General features: G+C 69.4%; 16 protein-coding genes and 1 rRNA gene. All 17 read right to left on the bottom strand.

Annotation, left to right across the window (positions count from 1 at the left end; translation table 11 throughout):
* Positions 1–405, bottom strand: a 16S ribosomal RNA gene (locus ABI385_RS11680); the annotation flags it as partial.
* A 650-nt stretch (positions 406–1,055) separates the two neighbouring features.
* A complete protein-coding gene (gene tyrS / locus ABI385_RS11675) occupies positions 1,056–2,318 on the bottom strand; it encodes a tyrosine--tRNA ligase (RefSeq protein ID WP_348103919.1) in 1,263 nt (420 codons plus the stop codon).
* Between the two features lie 51 nt (positions 2,319–2,369).
* Positions 2,370–3,005 (bottom strand): DNA-3-methyladenine glycosylase, encoded by a 636-nt coding sequence (locus ABI385_RS11670; protein ID WP_348103918.1) that lies wholly within the window; start codon positions 3,003–3,005, stop codon positions 2,370–2,372.
* 3 nt (positions 3,006–3,008) lie between these two features.
* Entirely contained in the window at positions 3,009–4,469 is a 1,461-nt protein-coding gene (gene argH / locus ABI385_RS11665; RefSeq protein WP_348103917.1) for an argininosuccinate lyase, read from the bottom strand.
* The gene (locus ABI385_RS11660; RefSeq protein ID WP_348103916.1) at positions 4,466–5,032 is read right to left on the bottom strand and encodes an arginine repressor; all 567 of its coding nucleotides are present in this window, start codon (positions 5,030–5,032) and stop codon (positions 4,466–4,468) included. The genes argH and ABI385_RS11660 overlap by 4 nt, the downstream gene beginning before the upstream one ends.
* The gene (locus tag ABI385_RS11655) at positions 5,029–6,228 is read right to left on the bottom strand and encodes an acetylornithine transaminase (RefSeq protein WP_348103915.1); all 1,200 of its coding nucleotides are present in this window, start codon (positions 6,226–6,228) and stop codon (positions 5,029–5,031) included. Before ABI385_RS11655 ends, ABI385_RS11660 begins: the two co-directional genes overlap by 4 nt.
* A complete protein-coding gene (argB, locus tag ABI385_RS11650) occupies positions 6,225–7,160 on the bottom strand; it encodes an acetylglutamate kinase (protein ID WP_348103914.1) in 936 nt (311 codons plus the stop codon). The genes ABI385_RS11655 and argB overlap by 4 nt, the downstream gene beginning before the upstream one ends.
* An 11-nt stretch (positions 7,161–7,171) precedes the next feature.
* Entirely contained in the window at positions 7,172–8,341 is a 1,170-nt protein-coding gene (gene argJ, locus ABI385_RS11645; RefSeq protein WP_348103913.1) for a bifunctional glutamate N-acetyltransferase/amino-acid acetyltransferase ArgJ, read from the bottom strand.
* Positions 8,338–9,381 (bottom strand): N-acetyl-gamma-glutamyl-phosphate reductase, encoded by a 1,044-nt coding sequence (argC, locus tag ABI385_RS11640; protein ID WP_348103921.1) that lies wholly within the window; start codon positions 9,379–9,381, stop codon positions 8,338–8,340. Before argC ends, argJ begins: the two co-directional genes overlap by 4 nt.
* A 43-nt stretch (positions 9,382–9,424) precedes the next feature.
* Positions 9,425–11,971 (bottom strand): phenylalanine--tRNA ligase subunit beta, encoded by a 2,547-nt coding sequence (pheT, locus tag ABI385_RS11635; RefSeq protein ID WP_348103912.1) that lies wholly within the window; start codon positions 11,969–11,971, stop codon positions 9,425–9,427.
* Between the two features lies 1 nt (position 11,972).
* Positions 11,973–13,064, bottom strand: coding sequence for a phenylalanine--tRNA ligase subunit alpha (gene pheS / locus ABI385_RS11630; protein WP_348103911.1), 1,092 nt, complete (start codon positions 13,062–13,064; stop codon positions 11,973–11,975).
* 127 nt (positions 13,065–13,191) lie between these two features.
* On the bottom strand, positions 13,192–14,334 hold the full coding sequence (locus tag ABI385_RS11625) for a HAMP domain-containing sensor histidine kinase (RefSeq protein WP_348103910.1): 1,143 nt from the start codon (positions 14,332–14,334) through the stop codon (positions 13,192–13,194).
* Positions 14,335–14,365: 31 nt separating this feature from the next.
* A complete protein-coding gene (locus ABI385_RS11620; RefSeq protein ID WP_348103909.1) occupies positions 14,366–15,136 on the bottom strand; it encodes an RNA methyltransferase in 771 nt (256 codons plus the stop codon).
* A 23-nt stretch (positions 15,137–15,159) separates the two neighbouring features.
* The gene (gene rplT, locus ABI385_RS11615) at positions 15,160–15,534 is read right to left on the bottom strand and encodes a 50S ribosomal protein L20 (protein ID WP_348103908.1); all 375 of its coding nucleotides are present in this window, start codon (positions 15,532–15,534) and stop codon (positions 15,160–15,162) included.
* Between the two features lie 79 nt (positions 15,535–15,613).
* Complete coding sequence (rpmI, locus tag ABI385_RS11610) at positions 15,614–15,808, bottom strand: 50S ribosomal protein L35 (RefSeq protein ID WP_348103907.1); 195 nt, start codon at positions 15,806–15,808, stop codon at positions 15,614–15,616.
* 59 nt (positions 15,809–15,867) lie between these two features.
* Complete coding sequence (gene infC / locus ABI385_RS11605) at positions 15,868–16,515, bottom strand: translation initiation factor IF-3 (RefSeq protein WP_407068264.1); 648 nt, start codon at positions 16,513–16,515, stop codon at positions 15,868–15,870.
* A gap of 390 nt (positions 16,516–16,905) precedes the next feature.
* The gene (locus tag ABI385_RS11600) at positions 16,906–18,186 is read right to left on the bottom strand and encodes an MFS transporter (RefSeq protein WP_348103906.1); all 1,281 of its coding nucleotides are present in this window, start codon (positions 18,184–18,186) and stop codon (positions 16,906–16,908) included.
* Positions 18,187–18,434: the final 248 nt, after the last annotated feature.

The raw sequence follows: 18,434 nt of genomic DNA, 5'->3' as shown, positions 1-18,434 counted from the left end.
ACGCGGCGTCGCTGCATCAGGCTTTCGCCCATTGTGCAATATTCCCCACTGCTGCCTCCCGTAGGAGTCTGGGCCGTGTCTCAGTCCCAGTGTGGCCGGTCGCCCTCTCAGGCCGGCTACCCGTCGTCGCCTTGGTGAGCCATTACCTCACCAACAAGCTGATAGGCCGCGAGTCCATCCCAGACCGAAAAACTTTCCACACGGTGGAGATGCCTCTCCGTGTCATATCCGGTATTAGCTCCGGTTTCCCGGGGTTATCCCAGAGTCTGGGGCAGGTTACTCACGTGTTACTCACCCGTTCGCCACTGATCACCTCGAAGCAAGCTTCGAGGGTCACCGTTCGACTTGCATGTGTTAAGCACGCCGCCAGCGTTCGTCCTGAGCCAGGATCAAACTCTCCGTTGATGTTTAGCTCCGCCTGGCCTGAGGCCCGACGGATATCTAGACCCGTTGAAGGGTTGAATCACTGGCTGAGCAAGAACACCAGCATCCAGTCCGAGGACTGGTTACTGTTATTCATTGTCAACCAAAGGATTTTCGTCCGAGGATCGGTCACCGGGTCTTAAAAGACCAGGGTCGCGACGCCCCTCGAGACGAGGTTATTGGCATCGATTTTTGGCACGCTGTTGAGTTCTCAAGGTTCGGGCGCGCACGACCTCCACCCAATAGGCTTCGTGTCGAGGCAACCGTTCAAACTTACCCGTCTGCTTCTTGGACGTCAAATCCGCGACCCGCTTTTGAAGCGGCCGGATCCGATCGCACTTGGCTCTCGGCGGGACCATCACTCTAGCAGGCTTCTCGCCTGGTTCCGACCACCCTGTCGGGGGCCGGCTCCGGGCACGTTGACGCCTGCCGAGCTCTGGGTCAACTCGCGGGACCGGCCTGCTTCGAGGGACGCTGTGCGCGTCCACCCCGTGGTGTCCGTTCCTCCCTTTCGGGCTGACGTGGACGACATTAGACGGACCTCGGAGTGGAGCACAAATCGGGGTCACCCGGGCGTGTCGCGGGTTGCCGCAGACCCGAGTCTCCCTACCGCGCAACGACGTCGAGCGGACCTAGCGGGACGCTCGGGCAGCAGCCAGGCTCTTGCGGCCCCGGCGCAGCAGCGCCACCCTTCCGTGCACGAAGTCGTGGTCCGCGAGCACCCGGTCGGGGTCGGAGACCTTGACGTTGTTCACGGAGGCACCGCCCTCCCCGATCGCCCGGCGAGCGGCGTTGCGGGAGTCGACCAGGCCGGTGGCTACCAGGGCGTCGACGAGAGTCGTCCCAGAGGCGACGTGCGCACCCGGCAGCTCCGCTGTGGCGTCCAGCAGCGTCTGCTCGTCCAGACTCGCGACGTCGCCGCGGCCGAACAACGCCTCGGACGCGGCGCGTACGGAGTCGGCCGCTGCCCGCCCGTGCACCAGCGCAGTGATGTCGTCCGCCAGGGCACGCTGTGCCTCTCGCAGGAACGGCTTCTCCGCCGAGGAGGTCGCCAGCGCGTCGATCTGGGCGGCCGGGCGGTCGGTGAAGACCTTCAGGAGTGGGACCGCCGAGGCGTCTTCGATGTTGAGGAAGTACTGGTAAAAGGCGTACGGGCTGGTCATGTCCCGCGACAGCCAGACGGCGTTGCCCTCGGTCTTGCCGAACTTCACGCCGGACGAGTCCTCGAGCAAGGGTGTCGAAAGCGCGTGCACGGACACGCCCTCGGCCCGGTGTATGAGGTCGACACCGGCGGTGATGTTGCCCCACTGGTCGCTCCCCCCGGTCTGCATGGAACATCCGTAGGCGCGGAACAGCTCGAGGTAGTCCAGCGCCTGCAGGATCTGGTAGCTGAACTCCGTGTAGGAGATGCCCTGCTCGCTGGCCATCCGGACGGCCACGGCGTCCTTGCGGATCATCTGGTTGACCCGGAAGTGCTTCCCTACGTCGCGCAGGAAGTCCAACGCCGACATCGGCGCTGTCCAGTCGAGGTTATCCACAAGCCTGGCCGGGTTCTCGCCGTCGAAGTCCAGGAAGGGACGCACGAGGTCAGTGATCCGCGCGACGTTGACCGCCGTCTGCTCCTTCGTCTTGAGAACGCGCTCGGAGGTGGGCTTCGGGTCTCCGATCAGACCCGTCGACCCGCCGACGAGGCAGATCACCCGGTGCCCCGCCCGCTGGAAGTGACGCAGGACGACGAGCTGGACGAGGTTGCCGAAGTGCAGCGACGGCGCGGTCGGGTCGAACCCGCAGTAGAGCGTGACCGGGCCGTCGGCGAGTCGCTGCCGCAGCGCGGGCTCGTCGGTGGTCTGCGCCACCAGGCCCCTCCACTGCAGCTCGTCGAGGATGTCGTCCACGCGGGTCGTGCTCCTTTGCTCTCGGCTGGTCCGTGCCCCCCCAAGCCTGCCCTACGTCGGGCCTTTCGGGACACGGGATTTGGCGGGGCGGTAGACCGAGACGCTGGTCTCGCCGTCCAGGAAGAACCGCCAGGGGTAGGCCTGCCCATCACCGCCCGGTCCCGACACCCCCACTCGGGGACCGACCCGCACCCGCGTGGAGTCCACCGGCGTGGCCCGCGCTCGCAGCACGAGATCGACGTCCGGGTGAGGTGGGCAGAAGCCCAGGCCCGAGTCGACCCCGGTGACACCGAGCGTCGTGGCCAGCCGGGCCGGCCCACGGCACCAGTCACGCGGGCTCACCCCCGCTCGTCGAGCTGCTGCGGCGTCCACTCCGGCGACGACCTCGCCTGCGCGAAGCAGGACCCCCTGAGCAGAGCCCGCGGGCCCCGTGACCAGGTTGAGGCACCAGTGCATCCCGTAGGTGAAGTACACGTAGGTCACGCCACCGGGTCCGAACATCGGTGCCGTCCGCGGAGTTCGACCCCGGTATGCGTGCGAACCCGGGTCGTGCAGGTACCCGGCGTACGCCTCGACCTCGGTGAGCCGCACCGTGACTCCACCGCGCGAAACGGTGCAGCCCAACAGGTCTGGCGCAACCACCAGGACGTCTCGCGCGAAGAACGACTGACGCAGGCGACGGGGCACGGCTCAACCGGGCGTGGGCTGTAGGGCCGCGAACGACCGGGCCGCCGCGTTGGCGAGGCGCACCGCCTCCAGCTGCTCGACCACCCGTACCGGGGCGGTGCCTCCCTTGGCGTCGCGCGACGCGAGTGAACCCGCGACGGACAGGACCTCCCGGACGCCGGGGCCGAGCTCAGGGCTGATCGACGCAAGCGCGTCGTCGTCGAGGTCCCACAGCTCCACATCGCGTTGCTCGCAGTAGCGCACGCAACGACCCGCCACCTCGTGGGCCACGCGGAACGCGACACCCTGTCTGACCAGCCACTCGGCGATGTCTGTCGCCAGCGCAAACCCCTGCGGCGCAAGGGACTCCAGACGTTCCGTGTGGAAGGTCAAGGTCGCTATCATCCCGGCAAACGCGGGTAGGAGGACCTCCAACGTGTCGACGGCATCGAAGACCGGCTCCTTGTCTTCCTGCAGGTCACGGTTGTAGGCGAGCGGCAGGGCCTTGAGTGTGGTGAGCAGACCCGCGAGGTCTCCGATAAGCCGGCCCGCCTTACCTCGAGCGAGCTCTGCCACATCCGGGTTCTTCTTCTGGGGCATGATGCTCGACCCGGTGGAGTAGGCGTCGTCGAGGGTGATGTAGGAGAACTCCTTGGTCGCCCACAGGACCACCTCCTCGGCGATCCGGGACACGTCCACGGCGATCATCGCCGCGACGAAGGCGAACTCTGCAGCGAAGTCGCGACTGGCCGTCCCGTCGATCGAGTTGTCGACGGCCCTGGAGAACCCGAGGTCGGCAGCCACGGCCTCGGGGTCGAGACCGAGTGAGCTGCCGGCGAGCGCGCCGGAACCGTAAGGGGAGACGTCGGCGCGAACGTCCCAGTCCCGCAGCCGGTCGACGTCACGAAGCAGAGCCCAGGTGTGCGCGAGCAGGTGGTGGGACAGGAGCACTGGCTGAGCGTGCTGCAGATGCGTTCGCCCTGGCATCGCGACCCCCAGGTGGGTGGTCGCCTGGTCGACGAGCGCGTCGACCACGTCGAGCACGAGTCCTGCGACAACCCGTGCCTCCTGGCGCAGGTAACGCCGGAACAAGGTGACGACCTGGTCGTTGCGTGACCTACCGGCTCGCAGCCGCCCGCCGACGTCGACGCCCGCCCGTTCGATGAGCCCGCGTTCGAGGGCCGTGTGCACGTCCTCGTCGTCACGCGCCGGGACGAAGTCCCCACTGGCGACGTCGGCGTCGAGTCGGGCCAGGGCGTCGAGCATGGTGTCGAGGTGTCCGTCGTCCAGCAGTCCCGCCGAGTGCAGGACCCGAGCATGAGCCTTCGAACCCGCGATGTCGTGACGAGCGAGGCGCCAGTCGAAATGGGTGCTGCGCGAGAGCTCGGCCAACGCGTCGGCCGGTGCTCCGGCGAAGCGCCCTCCCCACAGGCTGAGGGCGGCGCCGGTTGCGGCCACCGTGGAGTCACGCGCTCGGTCGCTCATCCGGTGGTCCTCCTGGTGGTCCTGCTGGGGGCGTCGAGTGTGGGGCGGGTCGGCCGGGTCACCGGCAAGATACCGAGCCGCGTGACGAAGGCGCGGCCGGCAGGTGGGCTCGGCGTGATGACCAGGATCGTGTCGTCCCCGGCGATCGTGCCGAGGACGTCCCCCAGGTGAGACTGGTCGATGCAGGACGCGAGGTAGTTGGCGGCGCCGGGAGGCGTTCGGAGGACGACCTGGTTTCCGGCCACCATGGCGCTGACGAGCAGCTCGTCGCACGCGCGACGGAGGCGGGTCGGCAGACCCTCACCGCCCGGGTCCGCCGAGGTGGTCACTCCCCCGTCCTGGTCGGGCACCGCATACACGAGGGTGCGTCCGCTGCGAACCTTGACGGCGCCGAGCTCCACGAGGTCACGGGACAAGGTGGCTTGGGTGACCTCGATTCCGTCGGCCGCCAACAGCGTGAGCAGCTCGCCCTGCGATCGCACGTCGCGGCGCTGGAGCAGCTCGAGAACCCTTGCCTGGCGCGCGGTTCGGGTGACCGCCGTCCGGGTGGCCCGCGTCGTCACGCTGGCACCGCGGCATCCAGCAGGTCCGGCAGGACAGCCAGGAACGAGTCGGCCTCGACTCGGGTCAGGATCAGCGGCGGAGCGAGGCGCAGGGCGTCGGGCGCCACCGCGTTGACGAGGAACCCTGCCTCGCGCAGGAGCGCCGTGAGAGACACCGCAACGGGTTCGGTCAGCTGCACGGCGATGAGCAGACCCCGCCCCCGAGTGCCGGCGACCCGAGGGTGCCCCAGGCCGTCGACACGCGAGCGGAGATGGTCGCCGATCTCGCCCGCATGAGCGAGCAGGCCGTCGGACTCGATGGTCCTGATCGTGGCCACCCCGGCGGCGCTGGCCAGCGGGTTGCCACCGAAGGTCGACCCGTGCTGACCTGCGGACAACAGCCCTGTCACGTCCGGCCCATACGTGACCAGAGCCCCCACCGGCACCCCCCCCGCCAACCCCTTGGCCAGGGTGACGGCGTCCGGGACTACGTCGGTCGCGTGATGGGCAAGCCAGTGTCCAGTCCGGCCCATGCCCGTCTGGATTTCGTCCAGCACCAGCAGAGCGCCGGCCTGCGCCGTCAGGTCACGGGCGAGCCGGAGGTATGCCGGGTCCGCCGCGATGACTCCCGCCTCACCCTGGAGTGGCTCGAGGATGACGGCCGCGAGGTCGTCCCCGGCTGCGGCGACCTCGGCCCTCAAGGCGTCGGGGTCGTTGTACGCGACATGGCTGACTCCTGGCATGAGCGGCTCGAAGGGGGCGCGGTACGCCTCCTTCCAGGTGAGCGCGAGAGCTCCGGTCGTCCTCCCGTGGAAGGCGTTCTTCGCGGCGATGAGCCGGGTGCGACCGGTCCGTCTGGTCAGCTTGATCGCCGCTTCGACCGCCTCCGTGCCGGAGTTGCACAGGAACACGCCGGACCCCGCTGGGGCGCGACAGATCTCCAGGAGCTTCTCGGCCAGCTCCACCTGGGGCTCGGAGGTGAAGAAGTTCGAGATGTGCATCAGCTGAGACGCCTGCTTGGCGATGGCCTCGAGAAGCGCCGGGTGGCCGTGGCCGAGAGTGTTGACGGCGATGCCGCCGAGGAGGTCGAGGTACCGCTTGCCGTCGACGTCGACCACGTAGCACCCGTCGCCGTGGGACAGCACGGTCAGGGGTACCCCGAATACCGGGATGAGCGCTGCGCGGTAGCGCTCGAGGACGTCCTGCGCGTGAGTCATACCCGCACCACCCCTGCCGGCCCCGGTACGACCATGGTGCCGATCCCCTCGTCGGTGAACACCTCGAGCAGCAGCGAGTGCGGCTTGCGCCCGTCGATCACGTGAGCCTGCGGCACGCCGTTGCTCACAGCCCGGATGCAGGCCTCGAGCTTGGGGACCATGCCGGAGTCGACGGTGGCGAGCAGGTCCTGCGCGTCCACCAAGGTCAGCTCCGACAGGAGGGAGTCCCGGTCGGGCCAGCGCGCGTAGATGCCCTCGACGTCGGTGAGGACGACGAGCTTGTGCGCCTGCAACGCCACGGCGATCGCAGCCGCGGCAGTGTCGGCATTGACGTTGAGCACCTGCCCCTCCACGTCCAGGTCCGGCGCGACCGTCGACACCACGGGGATCCGGCCCGCGTCCAGGATGTCCATGACGGCGGAGGGGTTGACGGTCTCGACGTCGCCGACGAGCCCCAGGTCGAGCTCGCTGCCGTCCTCGGCCACCAGTCCGCGGCGTCGCGCCCCGAGCAGCCCAGCGTCCTCACCCGACAGCCCGACGGCCAGCGGCCCGTGCTGGTTGAGAAGGCCGACCAGCTCGCGTCCCACCTGGCCGGTCAGGACCATCCTGACGACCTCCATCACCTCGGGGGTCGTGACCCGCAGGCCACCCTTGAACTCGCTGGTCAGACCGAGTCGGCCGAGCATCTCAGCGATCTGCGGGCCTCCCCCGTGCACCACCACGGGCCGCAGGCCGGCATACCGGAGGAACGCGACGTCCTGCGCGAAGGCGAGCTTGAGACCGTCGTCGAGCATGGCGTTGCCGCCGTACTTGACCACGACGAGAGCGCCGCGGAACCGTTCGAGCCAGGGCAGGGCCTCGACGAGGGTCTGCGCCTTGGACGCGGCGACGCGCAGAGCGGCCGCGTCGATGACGCCGCGGATGTCGGTCATGGCGGGGTCCTTCATGTGCTGTACGCAGAGTTCTCGTGGACGTAGTCGTGCGTGAGGTCGTTGGTCCAGATCGTGGCGCTGTGCGCGCCCGCGTGCAGCTGCACGACGACCTGGACGCCACGAGCGGAGAGGTCGACCAGTGCGCGGTCGTCACCGACCCCGCCGGAGCGACACACCTGCACGCCGTTCATGGACACGTCGAGCCGGTCCGGGTCGAACTCGGCCGTCGTGGTGCCGACCGCAGCGAGCACCCGTCCCCAGTTGGGGTCGGCACCGAAGATCGCGCACTTGAAGAGGTTGTTGCGGGCGATCGCGCGCCCGACCTCGAGGGCATCGTCAACGGACGCAGCGGACTCCACGACGATCTCGATGTCGTGGTTGGCCCCCTCGGCGTCGGCGATGATGCCGCGCGCGAGGTCATCGCAGACCATGGTGAAGGCTCGCTCGAGCTCGTCGGGTGTGGGCGCCACACCTGAGGCTCCCGAAGCCAGCACCAGGACGGTGTCGTTGGTGGACTGGCAGCCGTCCGAGTCGATCCGGTCGAAGGTGTGTGCGGTGGCGGCGCGCAGGGCCGCGTCCAGACCGGCCGGCTCCGCCACGGCGTCGGTCACCACGACCACGAGCATCGTCGCGAGGGCGGGGGCGATCATGCCGGCGCCCTTGGCCATGCCCCAGACCGACCATCCATCGCCGTTGTGGTGGGCCCGCTTCGGCACGGTGTCGGTGGTCATGATCGCGTGAGCGGCGTCATCGTGGCCGGTCGTTCCGAGGGCGAGTACGGCAGCGTCGATGCCGGCCATGACCTTGTCCATCGGGAGCAGCTCGCCGATGAGCCCGGTGGAGCACACCGCGACGTCGGCCGCCGCGGTGCCGAGGGCTGCTGCTACGTGCTCCGCCGTTGCGTGCGTGTCGAGGAAACCCTGTGGACCGGTGCACGCGTTCGCACCACCGGAGTTGAGCACCACAGCGTCGACTCGGCCATCCCCGACGACCTGGCGCGACCAGGTGACGGGGGCAGCGACGACCCGGTTGCTCGTGAAGACGGCTGCGGCATGGTGGTGCGGGCCGTCGTTGACGAGCAGCGCGAGGTCAGGACGACCGCTGGACTTGAGCCCCGCGGTCACGCCCGCGGCCCGGAAACCTTGCGGCAGCGGCATACTGGCCGCAGTCTCTGCGCTCATGGTGCAACTCCCGCCACCGGTAGACCAGTCGTCTCGGGGAGGCCAAGCGCCACGTTGGCACACTGGATAGCTCCCCCAGCGGTGCCTTTGGTGAGGTTGTCGATCGCGGCTATCGCTACGACGCGGCCCACGCTCTCGTCGAGCGCGAGCTGCACATGGGCTGCGTTGGAGCCGAGGACGTCGGCGGTCCGAGGCCACTGACCGCTCGGCAAAAGGTGGACGAACGGCTCGTTGCCGTATGCGGCGTGCCAGGCCTCGCGTAGCTGGAGGGCGTTGGTACCGGGCACGACCCGGGCAGTGCACGTGGCGAGGATTCCCCGCGACATGGGTGCGAGCGTTGGGGTAAAGGACAGCGTCACGGGCTCGCCGGCGGCCAGCGAGAGGTTCTGGGCGATCTCAGGCGTGTGACGGTGGCTGCCGCCGACACCGTAGGACGACATGGCGCCAAGCACCTCCGCACCGAGCAGGTGCGGCTTGAGACCCTTCCCGGCACCGGACGTGCCGCTCGCCGCCACGATCACGACGTCCTCGGTCTGCAGCAGGCCGGCGGCGAACCCCGGCGCCAGCGCCAGCGAGCATGCGGTGGGATAGCAGCCGGGAACGGCCACCCGCTTCGCCCCACGCAGGGCGTCTCGGACGGACCCCTCGCGCGTGGGCAGCTCGGGCAGTCCGTAGGGCCACGTGCCAGCGTGGTCGGTGCCGTAGAAGGATGTCCAGGCCGTCGCGTCGGCGAGCCGGAAGTCGGCGCCGCAGTCGACCACCAGGACGTCGTCGGGCAGCTGCGCGGCCAGGGCCGCGGAGGCGCCGTGCGGAAGCGCGAGGAAGACGACGTCGTGCCCGGCGAAGGTGACCGGGGAGGTGGTCTCGATGACCCGTTCGGCGAGTGGCGTCAGGTGGGGATGCACGTCCCCCAGCCGCTTCCCCGCTGATGACTCGGCCGTGACGACGCCGATCTCGAAGTCCGGATGCCCGAGCAGGAGACGCAGCAGCTCACCGCCGGCATACCCACTCGCACCCGCGACGGCCACTTTCATCACGATGCATGAGCATACACAATGTGACACATGTATGCATCGGGGCCGTTCAACGGCGCTGGACGGCTCCTACCGCGACGGCTGCCGCGGCGACCGCCGCCTCACGGAAGGCGCTGACCTCCTCGGTGGTCAGGGTCCGGTCCGGTGCCCGGAAGGTCAACCGGTAGGCCAGTGACGTGCGACCCTCCCCGACCTGGTCGCCGGCGTAGACGTCGAACAGGGCGACGTCCTCGAGCCAGTCACCCGCACCGGACCGCAGCGCACGTTCCACCTGGGCCGCCGCGACTCTCCCGTCGACGACCAGGGCCACGTCGGCGAAGGCCGACGGGAAGGTGGAGAACGGGGCGTAGCGGGTGGTCGGTTCGCTGGCCTCGGTCAGCGCGTCCACGTCGATCTCCAGGGCGCAGCTGCGGGGCGGCAACGAGAGGGACGCGCACACCCGGGGGTGCAGCTCACCGGCATAACCCACGAACGTCCCGTCGACGAGGTTGACCCGCGCGCACCGACCAGGGTGCCAGGGCGCGTGGTCCGCGGACTCGACGACCACCTCGACCGCCAGCGCCGAGGCGACCGCTCGCACGGCCGCCACTGGGTCCGACCACTCGACGGCCCGACCTGATCCCCACCAGCCGGCAAGGTCGGCGTCACCCACGATCAGCGCGGCCGCGTGACGGGGCTGTGGCGGGACCGCGGCAACGATCTGCTCGATCGTACGGTCGTCGGGACGGGCGTGGACGCCCGGGACGGGGGCCCCGTGACCGGTGACGTCCCCGGGGAGTGCCACCAGCCCGATCTCGAACAGACCAACGTCGCGCTGGCCCCTGGACACGTTGCGGCGCAACGACTCCACGAGGGTTGCGAGCACCGAGGTGCGTACCAGTGGCGCCTCGTCGGACAACGGGTTCGCGACCCGCACCGCCGCGCGACGCTCGTCGTCAGAGGTGAGCCCGAACGCGTCGGCGAGCTCCGCGGACATGAAGGGATAGGTCAGCACCTCGACGAGTCCTTGTGCGACCAGGGCGTTCGCGACAATGCGTCGCACCCGCTGTCCGTGGGTGAGCCCCCGGCCGTTGGACGGCGACGGGTTGACCGACGGGATGTGTTCGTACCCGTCGATCCTGGCCACCTCCTCGGCGTAGTCGGGCCCGTCGACCAGGTCGGGGCGCCACGAGGGTGGGACGACGTCGACGACCTGTGCGTCACCGGTGACGGAGCAACCGAGCTGGCGAAGGATCTCGGTCACGCGGTCCGGGCTGTAGTCGACTCCGACCAGGCGGCTGGGCAAGGTGACATCGAGCCGGTATCCCTCCCGAGGCCGTGTCTCGTCGATGTCGGTGACCGCCGTGTCGGCCGTCCCACCGCCGTGTGCGACGAGCAGGTCGACGACGAGCTGTGCGGCTGCGGGCGCCAGCTCGGGGTCGACGCCGCGCTCGAACCGCTTGGAGGCCTCCGTAGACAGACCGTGGCGACGCGAGGACCTGGCGACGGTCGTGGTGTCGAAGTGGGCCGCCTCCACGAGGACGTCGGTCGTCGCGGCCGTGACCTCCGAGGTCGCGCCGCCCATGACACCGGCGATCCCCAACGGGACCTTCCCTCCGTCGGTGATGAGCAGGTCCTCGGCGTGCAGGGTCCGCTCGACGTCGTCGAGCGTGCACAACGTCTCACCCGGCCGCGCCCGCCGCACCTCGATCGACCCGGTCAGCGTCGCCAGATCGTAGGCGTGCAGCGGCTGGCCGACCACGAGCATGACGTAGTTGGTCACGTCTACCGCCAACGAGATCGGACGCATCCCCATCTGGGTCAACCGGCGCTGCATCCAGGACGGCGACGGCCGCGTCGAGTCGACACCGCGCACGACCCGGGTGACGAACCGGTCGCACCCCAAGACCCCGTCGATCGGCGCGGCGTCGGCGAGGCGCACGGCATACCCGTCATCTGTGTTGGCAGGTGCGGAAACTGCTGCGGGGTCGCGGAACCCGCCGACCGGTGACCCCTGTGAGTGCCAGTACTCGCGGGCCAGGCCACGCATCGAGAAGCAGTAACCGCGGTCTGGCGTGACGTTGACCTCGACGACCTCCTCGCCGAGACCGAGCAGGGCGATCGCGTCGTCGCCCGGCTGCACGCCGTCTGTCGCCTCGTCGCCGAGGTAGTCCCGCAGCACGATGATGCCCGAGTGGTCGTGGCCGAGGCCGAGCTCGTCCTCCGCGCAGATCATGCCGTTGGACATCCGGCCGTAGGTCTTGCGCGCAGCGATGTTCACGCCTCCGGGCAGGGTGGCCCCGGGGAGGACGACAACGACGAGGTCATCGACTGCGAAGTTCGTTGCGCCGCAAACGATCTCCTGCGGCGTACCGTCCGTCGCCCGCTGTCCGTGCTGGCCCACGTCGACCAGGCAGTAGCGGATCGGCTTTCCGTTCTTGTGGACCTGCTCCTCGAACGACAGCACGCGTCCCGCCACGAGCGGGCCACGGATGTCGCCGCCGTGCAGGTCCTCCTCCTCGAGGCCGACCGAGACGAGGGATGCGGCCACGTCGGCGCCGGTGGCGCCTGGAGCCAGGTCGACGTACTCGGCCAACCAACGAAGGGGTGCCCTCATCTCAGACCTCCATGCCGAACTGCCGCGAGAAGCGCACATCACCCTCGACGATGTCGCGCATGTCCGTGACCCCGTGGCGCAGCTGCAGCGCGCGTTCGATGCCGAGACCGAACGCAAACCCGGTGTAGACGTCCGGGTCGATACCGCACGCCACGAGGACCTTGCGGTTGACCATCCCCGAGCCGCCGAGCTCGATCCACCCGGAGCCGCCGCAGGTGCGGCAGGAGGGGTCGTCGCCATGGCAGACGAAGCAGACGAAGTCGGTCTCCATGCTCGGCTCGGTGAAGGGGAAGTAGGACGCCCGGACCCTGGTGCGGGTCCCCTCGCCGAACATCACACGCACGAAGTGGTCGATGGCTCCTCGCAGATGCGCCATCGTCAGGCCCTTGTCGACCGCCAGGGCCTCGATCTGGTGGAAGACCGGGGTATGCGTCGCGTCCAGGTCGTCGGTCCGGAAGACCTTGCCGGGTGAGACGACGTAGATCGGGGGGGTGCGTTCGAGCATCGTGCGGATCTGCACCGGCGAGGTCTGGGTGCGCAGGACCAGGCCGCCGTCGGGAGGGTCGACGAAGAAGGTGTCCTGCATCTGTCGGGCGGGGTGGTCCTTGCCGAGGTTAAGCGCGTCGAAGTTCATCCACTCCGACTCGACCTCGGGACCCTCGACGACCTCCCACCCCATGCCGATGAACGCGTCCATGAGACGTTCGGACGTCAGCTCGAGCGGGTGCCGGGCCCCTCGAGGGCGACGGCCCACGGGCCGCGTGACGTCGACGGACTCCTCGACCAAGATGCGCTGGTCGCGGTCCTGTTCGAGCTCCTGCTTGCGGGCGGCGAGTGCACGGCCGAGTGCCGACTGCGCGGCACCGACCCGTTTGCCGGCCTCGGCCTTGGCGCTCGGCGGAAGCGCACCGATCTCACGCTTCGCCTGCGCCACCGCGCCTTTGACGACGTGGGCGAGGCGAGCCGTATTCAGCTCGTCGAGGCTGCCCGCTCGGGCGAACGCCGCCAGTGCCGCGACGACAGCCTCGTCGAGGTTCCTCGGGTCGAGGGCGGCCACCTCGACCGGGTCGTACTGGGTGTTGGGTCCGGACATCGCTGCCTGTCTGCTCTCTGTCTCCGGTCGGTCACGCGGACGGCGTCGACGGCTCGGGCTGCAGGAGAGCGCGGCGGTCGACGCCGGACGGCCCGAGTCTAGGTGGTGCCGGTCGGGCCGCGAACGGTCAGACCAGGTGCTCCGGGGCGCCCGAGGGCAACGTGAATCGGAAGTCCGCACCGCCCGACGGTCCACGCCCCACCGTGATCGTGCCGCCGTGGGCCTCGACGATGCCCCGCACGATATAGAGGCCGAGGCCGGTGCTGCCCCGGCGGGCGCCGTGCCAGAACCGGTTGAACACCAGCGGCAGATGGTCCTCCCGCACGCCCTCACCCTCGTCGGCCACCGAGATGAGGACTGCAGGCTCGCTTCCGCTGCGCGGCTTCGGTCCGGGGTCGGTGGTCATGATGTCCACAGTGATGGTCCCGTCGCCGTGCCGCACCCCGTTTTCGAGCAGGTTGGACAGCACCTGGTGTAGCCGGTCGGGATCGGCCCACACCTCGGGCAGAGCGTCGGCCACGCGGACGTCGAACCGGCCGCGCGCCTGACCGTTGCCACTCAGCCGGTCGACGTGGTGCATGACCACGTCGTGCAGTACGACCGGCTGCAGTCGTACGTCCAGCCGGCCGGCGTCCAGCCGGGACACGTCCAGCAGCTCGGTGATCAGCCGCGACACCCGGTCGGCGTCGGTCTCCATCGTCTCGATCATGAAGCGCTTCTGGTCGTCGGTGAACTTGTCCCATCCCCGCAGGAGAGTGGCGGAGAAGCCCTTGACCGAGGTGAGCGGCGAGCGCAGCTCGTGAGCGATGGTCGAGATCAGGGCGGCGTGGTCCTGCTCGGCCCGCTGTCGACTGGACGCGTCACGGATCGAGAGCAGAACTCGCCCGACGGGAGCTCGCCGCGCGGCGCGCAGGTACTTGGCGGTGATGAGCAGCTCCACACCCGAGTCGGTCCACAACAGCTTCTCGCGGTGTCCGGTGACGGTGTGGATGGTCGCCCACGGGTCGGCGTAGTCCCACCAGGAACGGCCCTCGCTGTCGTGCAGGGCCAGCGCCTCCCGGACGGGGCGACCGACCATCCCCCCCTGATCACGCGCCAACAGCGTTGTCGCGCGGCCGCTGACGAACCTGACGATCCGACGGCCGTCCACGACCACGAGCCCGTCCGGGAGTACGTCGGCCATAGCGGTGATCGAGGGCGGCGGGTTGGTCGGGTCCATCATCCCCACGGTCGGCGCCGCCGTGAGCCACGCTGCCCGTTGCTCCGCCATGGCCCCGATCATAGGAGGCCTCGGACAACGCTCAGGTCGACGACTGCTGGGCCGCCGCCGAGGCGTACAGGCAGACAGTGGCGGCCATCGCGAGGTTCAGTGACTCCGCGAGGCCGTAGATCGGCACTCGGACGGTCTCGTCGCAACGGGCGCGGTCGGCTTCGTCGAGGCCCCAGGCCTCGTTGCCCAGGACCCAGGCGTGGGGTGCGGCCAGGTCCACCTCACCCAAGAGGCGCTCGCCCGCACCGTCGGCCGCCAGCACCCGCAGCCCGGCATCGCGCAGGCCGACCACGGCTGCGTCGAGCGACACGCCCGTGACGACGGGCAGGTGGAAGGTCGACCCCGCGGCCGAGCGGACCACCTTGGGGCCGAAGACGTCGACACTGTTGTCCGTCACGACCACCGCGTCGGCGCCGGCGGCGTCCGCACCGCGCAGGACGGTGCCGGCGTTGCCGGGGTCGCGAACCTGGGCGAGGACGCAGACCAAGCGCGGACCGGCGGCGAGGACCCGCTCGAGGGTGGCTGTCGGCAGCGCACACACCGCCAGCAGACCCTGGGGCGTATCGGTGTCGGCCATCGCGGCCAGGACCTCGTCGCTGACGGACACGACCGCGACCCCGCGCTGCCGTGCCTCGGTGAGCAGCGCGGCGTAGCGGTTCGTCGCCGACGCCGTCACGTAGAGCTCGCGGACCAGGTCGGGGCGGTGGTGCACCGCCTCACGCACCGACTGGGGCCCTTCGGCGAGGAAGAGCCCCAGGCGGGTGCGGGCTGGGCGTCGGGCGAGCGAGCGGACTCGCTTCACCCGGTCCGAGGCTGGGCTGGTGGTCAGGCGGCGTTGCTCGTCGCCGGGACGTTGGCCCGGGCGAGCTCCACGAGGGCGGCGAACGCGACCTCGTCGTTGACGGCGAGGTCGGCGAGGATCTTGCGGTCCACCTCGACACCCGAGGCCTTCAGACCCTGGATGAACCGGTTGTAGGTCATGCCGTTGGCCCGGGCACCGGCGTTGATCCGCTGGATCCACAGCCGCCGAAAGTCGCCCTTGCGCGCGCGCCGGTCGCGATAGGCGTACCCGAGCGAATGGGTCACCTGCTCCTTGGCCTTGCGGTAGAGACGTGAGCGCTGCCCGCGGTAGCCGCTGGCGCGCTCGAGGGTCACCCGGCGCTTCTTCTGGGCGTTGGCCGCCCGTTTCACGCGTGCCACGTGAGTTCTCCTTGTGCTTCAGTGCGGTCGACTGCGCTCGTAGGAGGGCAGTCGGCGGCGGTTCAGTGGGTGACCGGGCTCAGCGGCCGAGGAGCTTCTTGACCTTCTTGGTGTCCGGTTTGGACAGCTCGAGGTCGCCCGAGATGGAGCGCATCTTCTTGCTGGACTTGTGCTCGAGCAGGTGGCGACCGCCGGCCTGCTCGCGCATGATCTTGCCCGTACCGGTGACGCGGAAGCGCTTCTTGGCTCCGCTGTGGGTCTTCATCTTCGGCATGGCTGCCGATCTCCTTTGTCGTGGTGGTCGTGCTGGGCCGTGCTGGGGTTGGGTGGATCTCAGGCGGAGGCGGCCGACGGGTTCTCGTCCGGCGTCTCGATCTGGTCCGGCTGTTCGACCTGGTCGACCTGGTCCGGCTGGTCGACCTGGTCGATGCCGAGCTCCGTGGTGTCTCCGGCCTCGCCGTCACCCTCGCTGTCACCCTCTCGGCGGCGGCGCTGCTCGGCTCGGGCTTCGGCCTTCTTGCGGGTGGGGCCGAGGACCATGATCATGTTGCGGCCGTCCTGCTTGGGGCTGGACTCGACGAAGGCGAGGTCGCCCACGTCACCGGCCAGGCGTTGCAGGAGTCGGTATCCGAGCTCAGGTCGCGACTGCTCACGACCACGGAACATGATCGTCACCTTGACTTTGTCGCCCGCTTTGAGGAACCGCTCGACGTGGCCCTTCTTGGTGCCGTAGTCGTGCGGGTCGATCTTCGGACGAAGCTTGATCTCCTTGATGACCGTGTTGACCTGGTTCTTGCGTGCTTCCCGGGCCTTGAGCGCCGCTTCGTACTTGAACTTGCCGAAGTCCATGAGCTTGGCGACCGGGGGGCGTGCCATCGGGGCCACTTCGACGAGGTCGAGGTCTGCCTCCGCGGCGAGACGCAAGGCGTCCTCGACGCGGACGATGCCGACCTGCTCGCCATTGGGGCCGACCAAGCGCACCTCCGGAACCCGGATGCGCTCGTTGATGCGAGGCTCGCTGATGGTGATGCTCCTTCGTGTCAGGAATGGTGGTGACCTCGAGCGATGCAGACGCGGGAACGACAAAGGCCCCCCGCCACCGTTCGGTGCGTGAGGAGCCTGTCCGTCCCGGTCCGTATGCGCGGCAGCTGGCTGTCGTGCACCACGGCCATGCATCGACCCGCCGAAGCGAACAGGATGCCTACCGTGTCGGACCGTGTACCCGGCGACCTCGAGGGTCGACGCGGGTGGAAGCCAGGCTTCTCTTGCACGACGGGGGACAGCAGGATGAACCGTTGACGACCCGTCTGGTCACTACCAGGGTAGCAGCGCTGGCCGGTGACGACCGAATCAGCACCGAAACCCAAGGGGTCAGGTGAGCCGGTCGGCGGCGACCACAGCGACGGGTCTGTCGACGAATCGGTCCCGCTCGGCGCCCGACGTGTCAGTCGTGTCAGTCGGGTCAGCGCGCCTGCCCCGCAGCCCCATCAGGCCCCCGCCGAGCACGGCCACCAGCAGGCCTATCCCACTCACCGCAAGGAACCCCACCTGCCACCCACCCGCGTCGATCGCGAAGCCCGCGATCGGCGCCCCGATGGCCATGCCCATGGTCATCGATGAACCGTGCCAGCCGATCGCCTCGCCACGGGCGCGTTCCGGGACCAGCCTGGTGAGGTGGTCGACCGTGGCCGTGATGGTCGGGGCGCAGAACAGGCCGGAGACAAACAGCAGGACGGCCGCCATCGGGAGGGTGGCCGCCAGCGCCACCGGAGCGGTGACGACGGCAAGACCTCCGAGTAGCCAGAACACCGGCACGGACTCGTGCCACGCCCCGTAGACCAGTCCACCCACGATGGAACCGGCGCCCCACAACGCCAGGACCCACCCGATGTGCTGCTGGGCGTTCATGGCCCTCAGGGTCGCCACGATCGCCACATCCGAGCCGGCGAGCACGACCGTGGTGGCCGCGGCGGCGGCCAGCACGGCCAGGACGGGCAGGCCGAACCAGGACGAGCGCGCCGGCGCGGCTGAGCTGATGCCGTCGGCGTCGAGGTCGACGTCGGCCCGGCGCAGCACCGGGTTGAGGACCGCCAGCACGATCCCGGCGAGGATGGAGAGCCACTCGAAGACGAAGATGGCCCAGCTCGTGTGCCACATGGTGGCCGCCCAGACCCCGAGGGCCGGGCCGGCCATGAAGGAGAACTCCGTTCCCACGGAGTCCAACGAGAGACCGGTGCGACGCTGCTCCTCGGGCACGGCAGCCAGCAGGACCTGTCTGAGCACCGAGAAGGTCGGCACGGCGAACAGCCCGGCGAGGGCCGCCAAGACCATGAGCAGCCAGTAGTCCACCCACGGGGCGACCGACCAGCAGACCGCCTGGACCACCAGCGACGGCACGACCACGCGGCGCAGGCCTTTGCGGTCGAGAAGCCGACCGCGCCACGGGCTCGAGACGGCGAGCGCGACGGTGGCGGCCGCCGTGAGCAGCCCGGCGGCCCCGTAGGAGCGGTGCAGGGCGCCGACGACATGCAGGGTGAGGATGATGCCCCCGGCGAAGAGCGGGACGCGGATGAAGAACCCGAGCAGCAGGGCGTTGCGTGCGGCCGGGATGGCGAGCACGGGACGGTAGACGGACAGCTGCACGACGGACACGACCGACAGCGTCCCACCCCAGGACGACAGTGGTCATCCCGGTTTCCCCGGCCCTCCGAGGCCACCGCGGCACCCGTTCCCTTGACTCATTCCAGAGAAGGTGGAACGGTGTGAGGGATGACGACGGAGACCACAGCAAGCGTGCAGACCCGACTCCGGTCTGCGGGACTACGGGTGACCGGGCCTCGCGTCGCCGTGCTCCACGAGCTCGACTCCCTGCCGCACGCCGACGTCGACTCAATCGCCGG

The sequence above is a fragment of the Lapillicoccus sp. genome, from assembly GCF_039935575.1.
Taxonomy (GTDB): domain Bacteria; phylum Actinomycetota; class Actinomycetes; order Actinomycetales; family Dermatophilaceae; genus Lapillicoccus.
The sequence above is the reverse complement of the archived record's forward strand: the minus strand, read 5'-3'. Positions and strand labels throughout refer to the sequence as shown.

What these genes read in the sequence shown, in the direction of transcription:
- rpmI (WP_348103907.1), bottom strand. Translation starts at nt 15,808, where the DNA reads ATGCCGAAGATGAAGACCCACAGCGGAGCCAAGAAGCGCTTCCGCGTC.
- ABI385_RS11625 (WP_348103910.1), bottom strand. Translation starts at nt 14,334, where the DNA reads ATGGCGGAGCAACGGGCAGCGTGGCTCACGGCGGCGCCGACCGTGGGG.
- pheT (WP_348103912.1), bottom strand. Translation starts at nt 11,971, where the DNA reads ATGAGGGCACCCCTTCGTTGGTTGGCCGAGTACGTCGACCTGGCTCCA.
- argJ (WP_348103913.1), bottom strand. Translation starts at nt 8,341, where the DNA reads ATGAGCGCAGAGACTGCGGCCAGTATGCCGCTGCCGCAAGGTTTCCGG.
- argH (WP_348103917.1), bottom strand. Translation starts at nt 4,469, where the DNA reads ATGAGCGACCGAGCGCGTGACTCCACGGTGGCCGCAACCGGCGCCGCC.
- pheS (WP_348103911.1), bottom strand. Translation starts at nt 13,064, where the DNA reads ATGTCCGGACCCAACACCCAGTACGACCCGGTCGAGGTGGCCGCCCTC.
- argB (WP_348103914.1), bottom strand. Translation starts at nt 7,160, where the DNA reads ATGACCGACATCCGCGGCGTCATCGACGCGGCCGCTCTGCGCGTCGCC.
- ABI385_RS11655 (WP_348103915.1), bottom strand. Translation starts at nt 6,228, where the DNA reads ATGACTCACGCGCAGGACGTCCTCGAGCGCTACCGCGCAGCGCTCATC.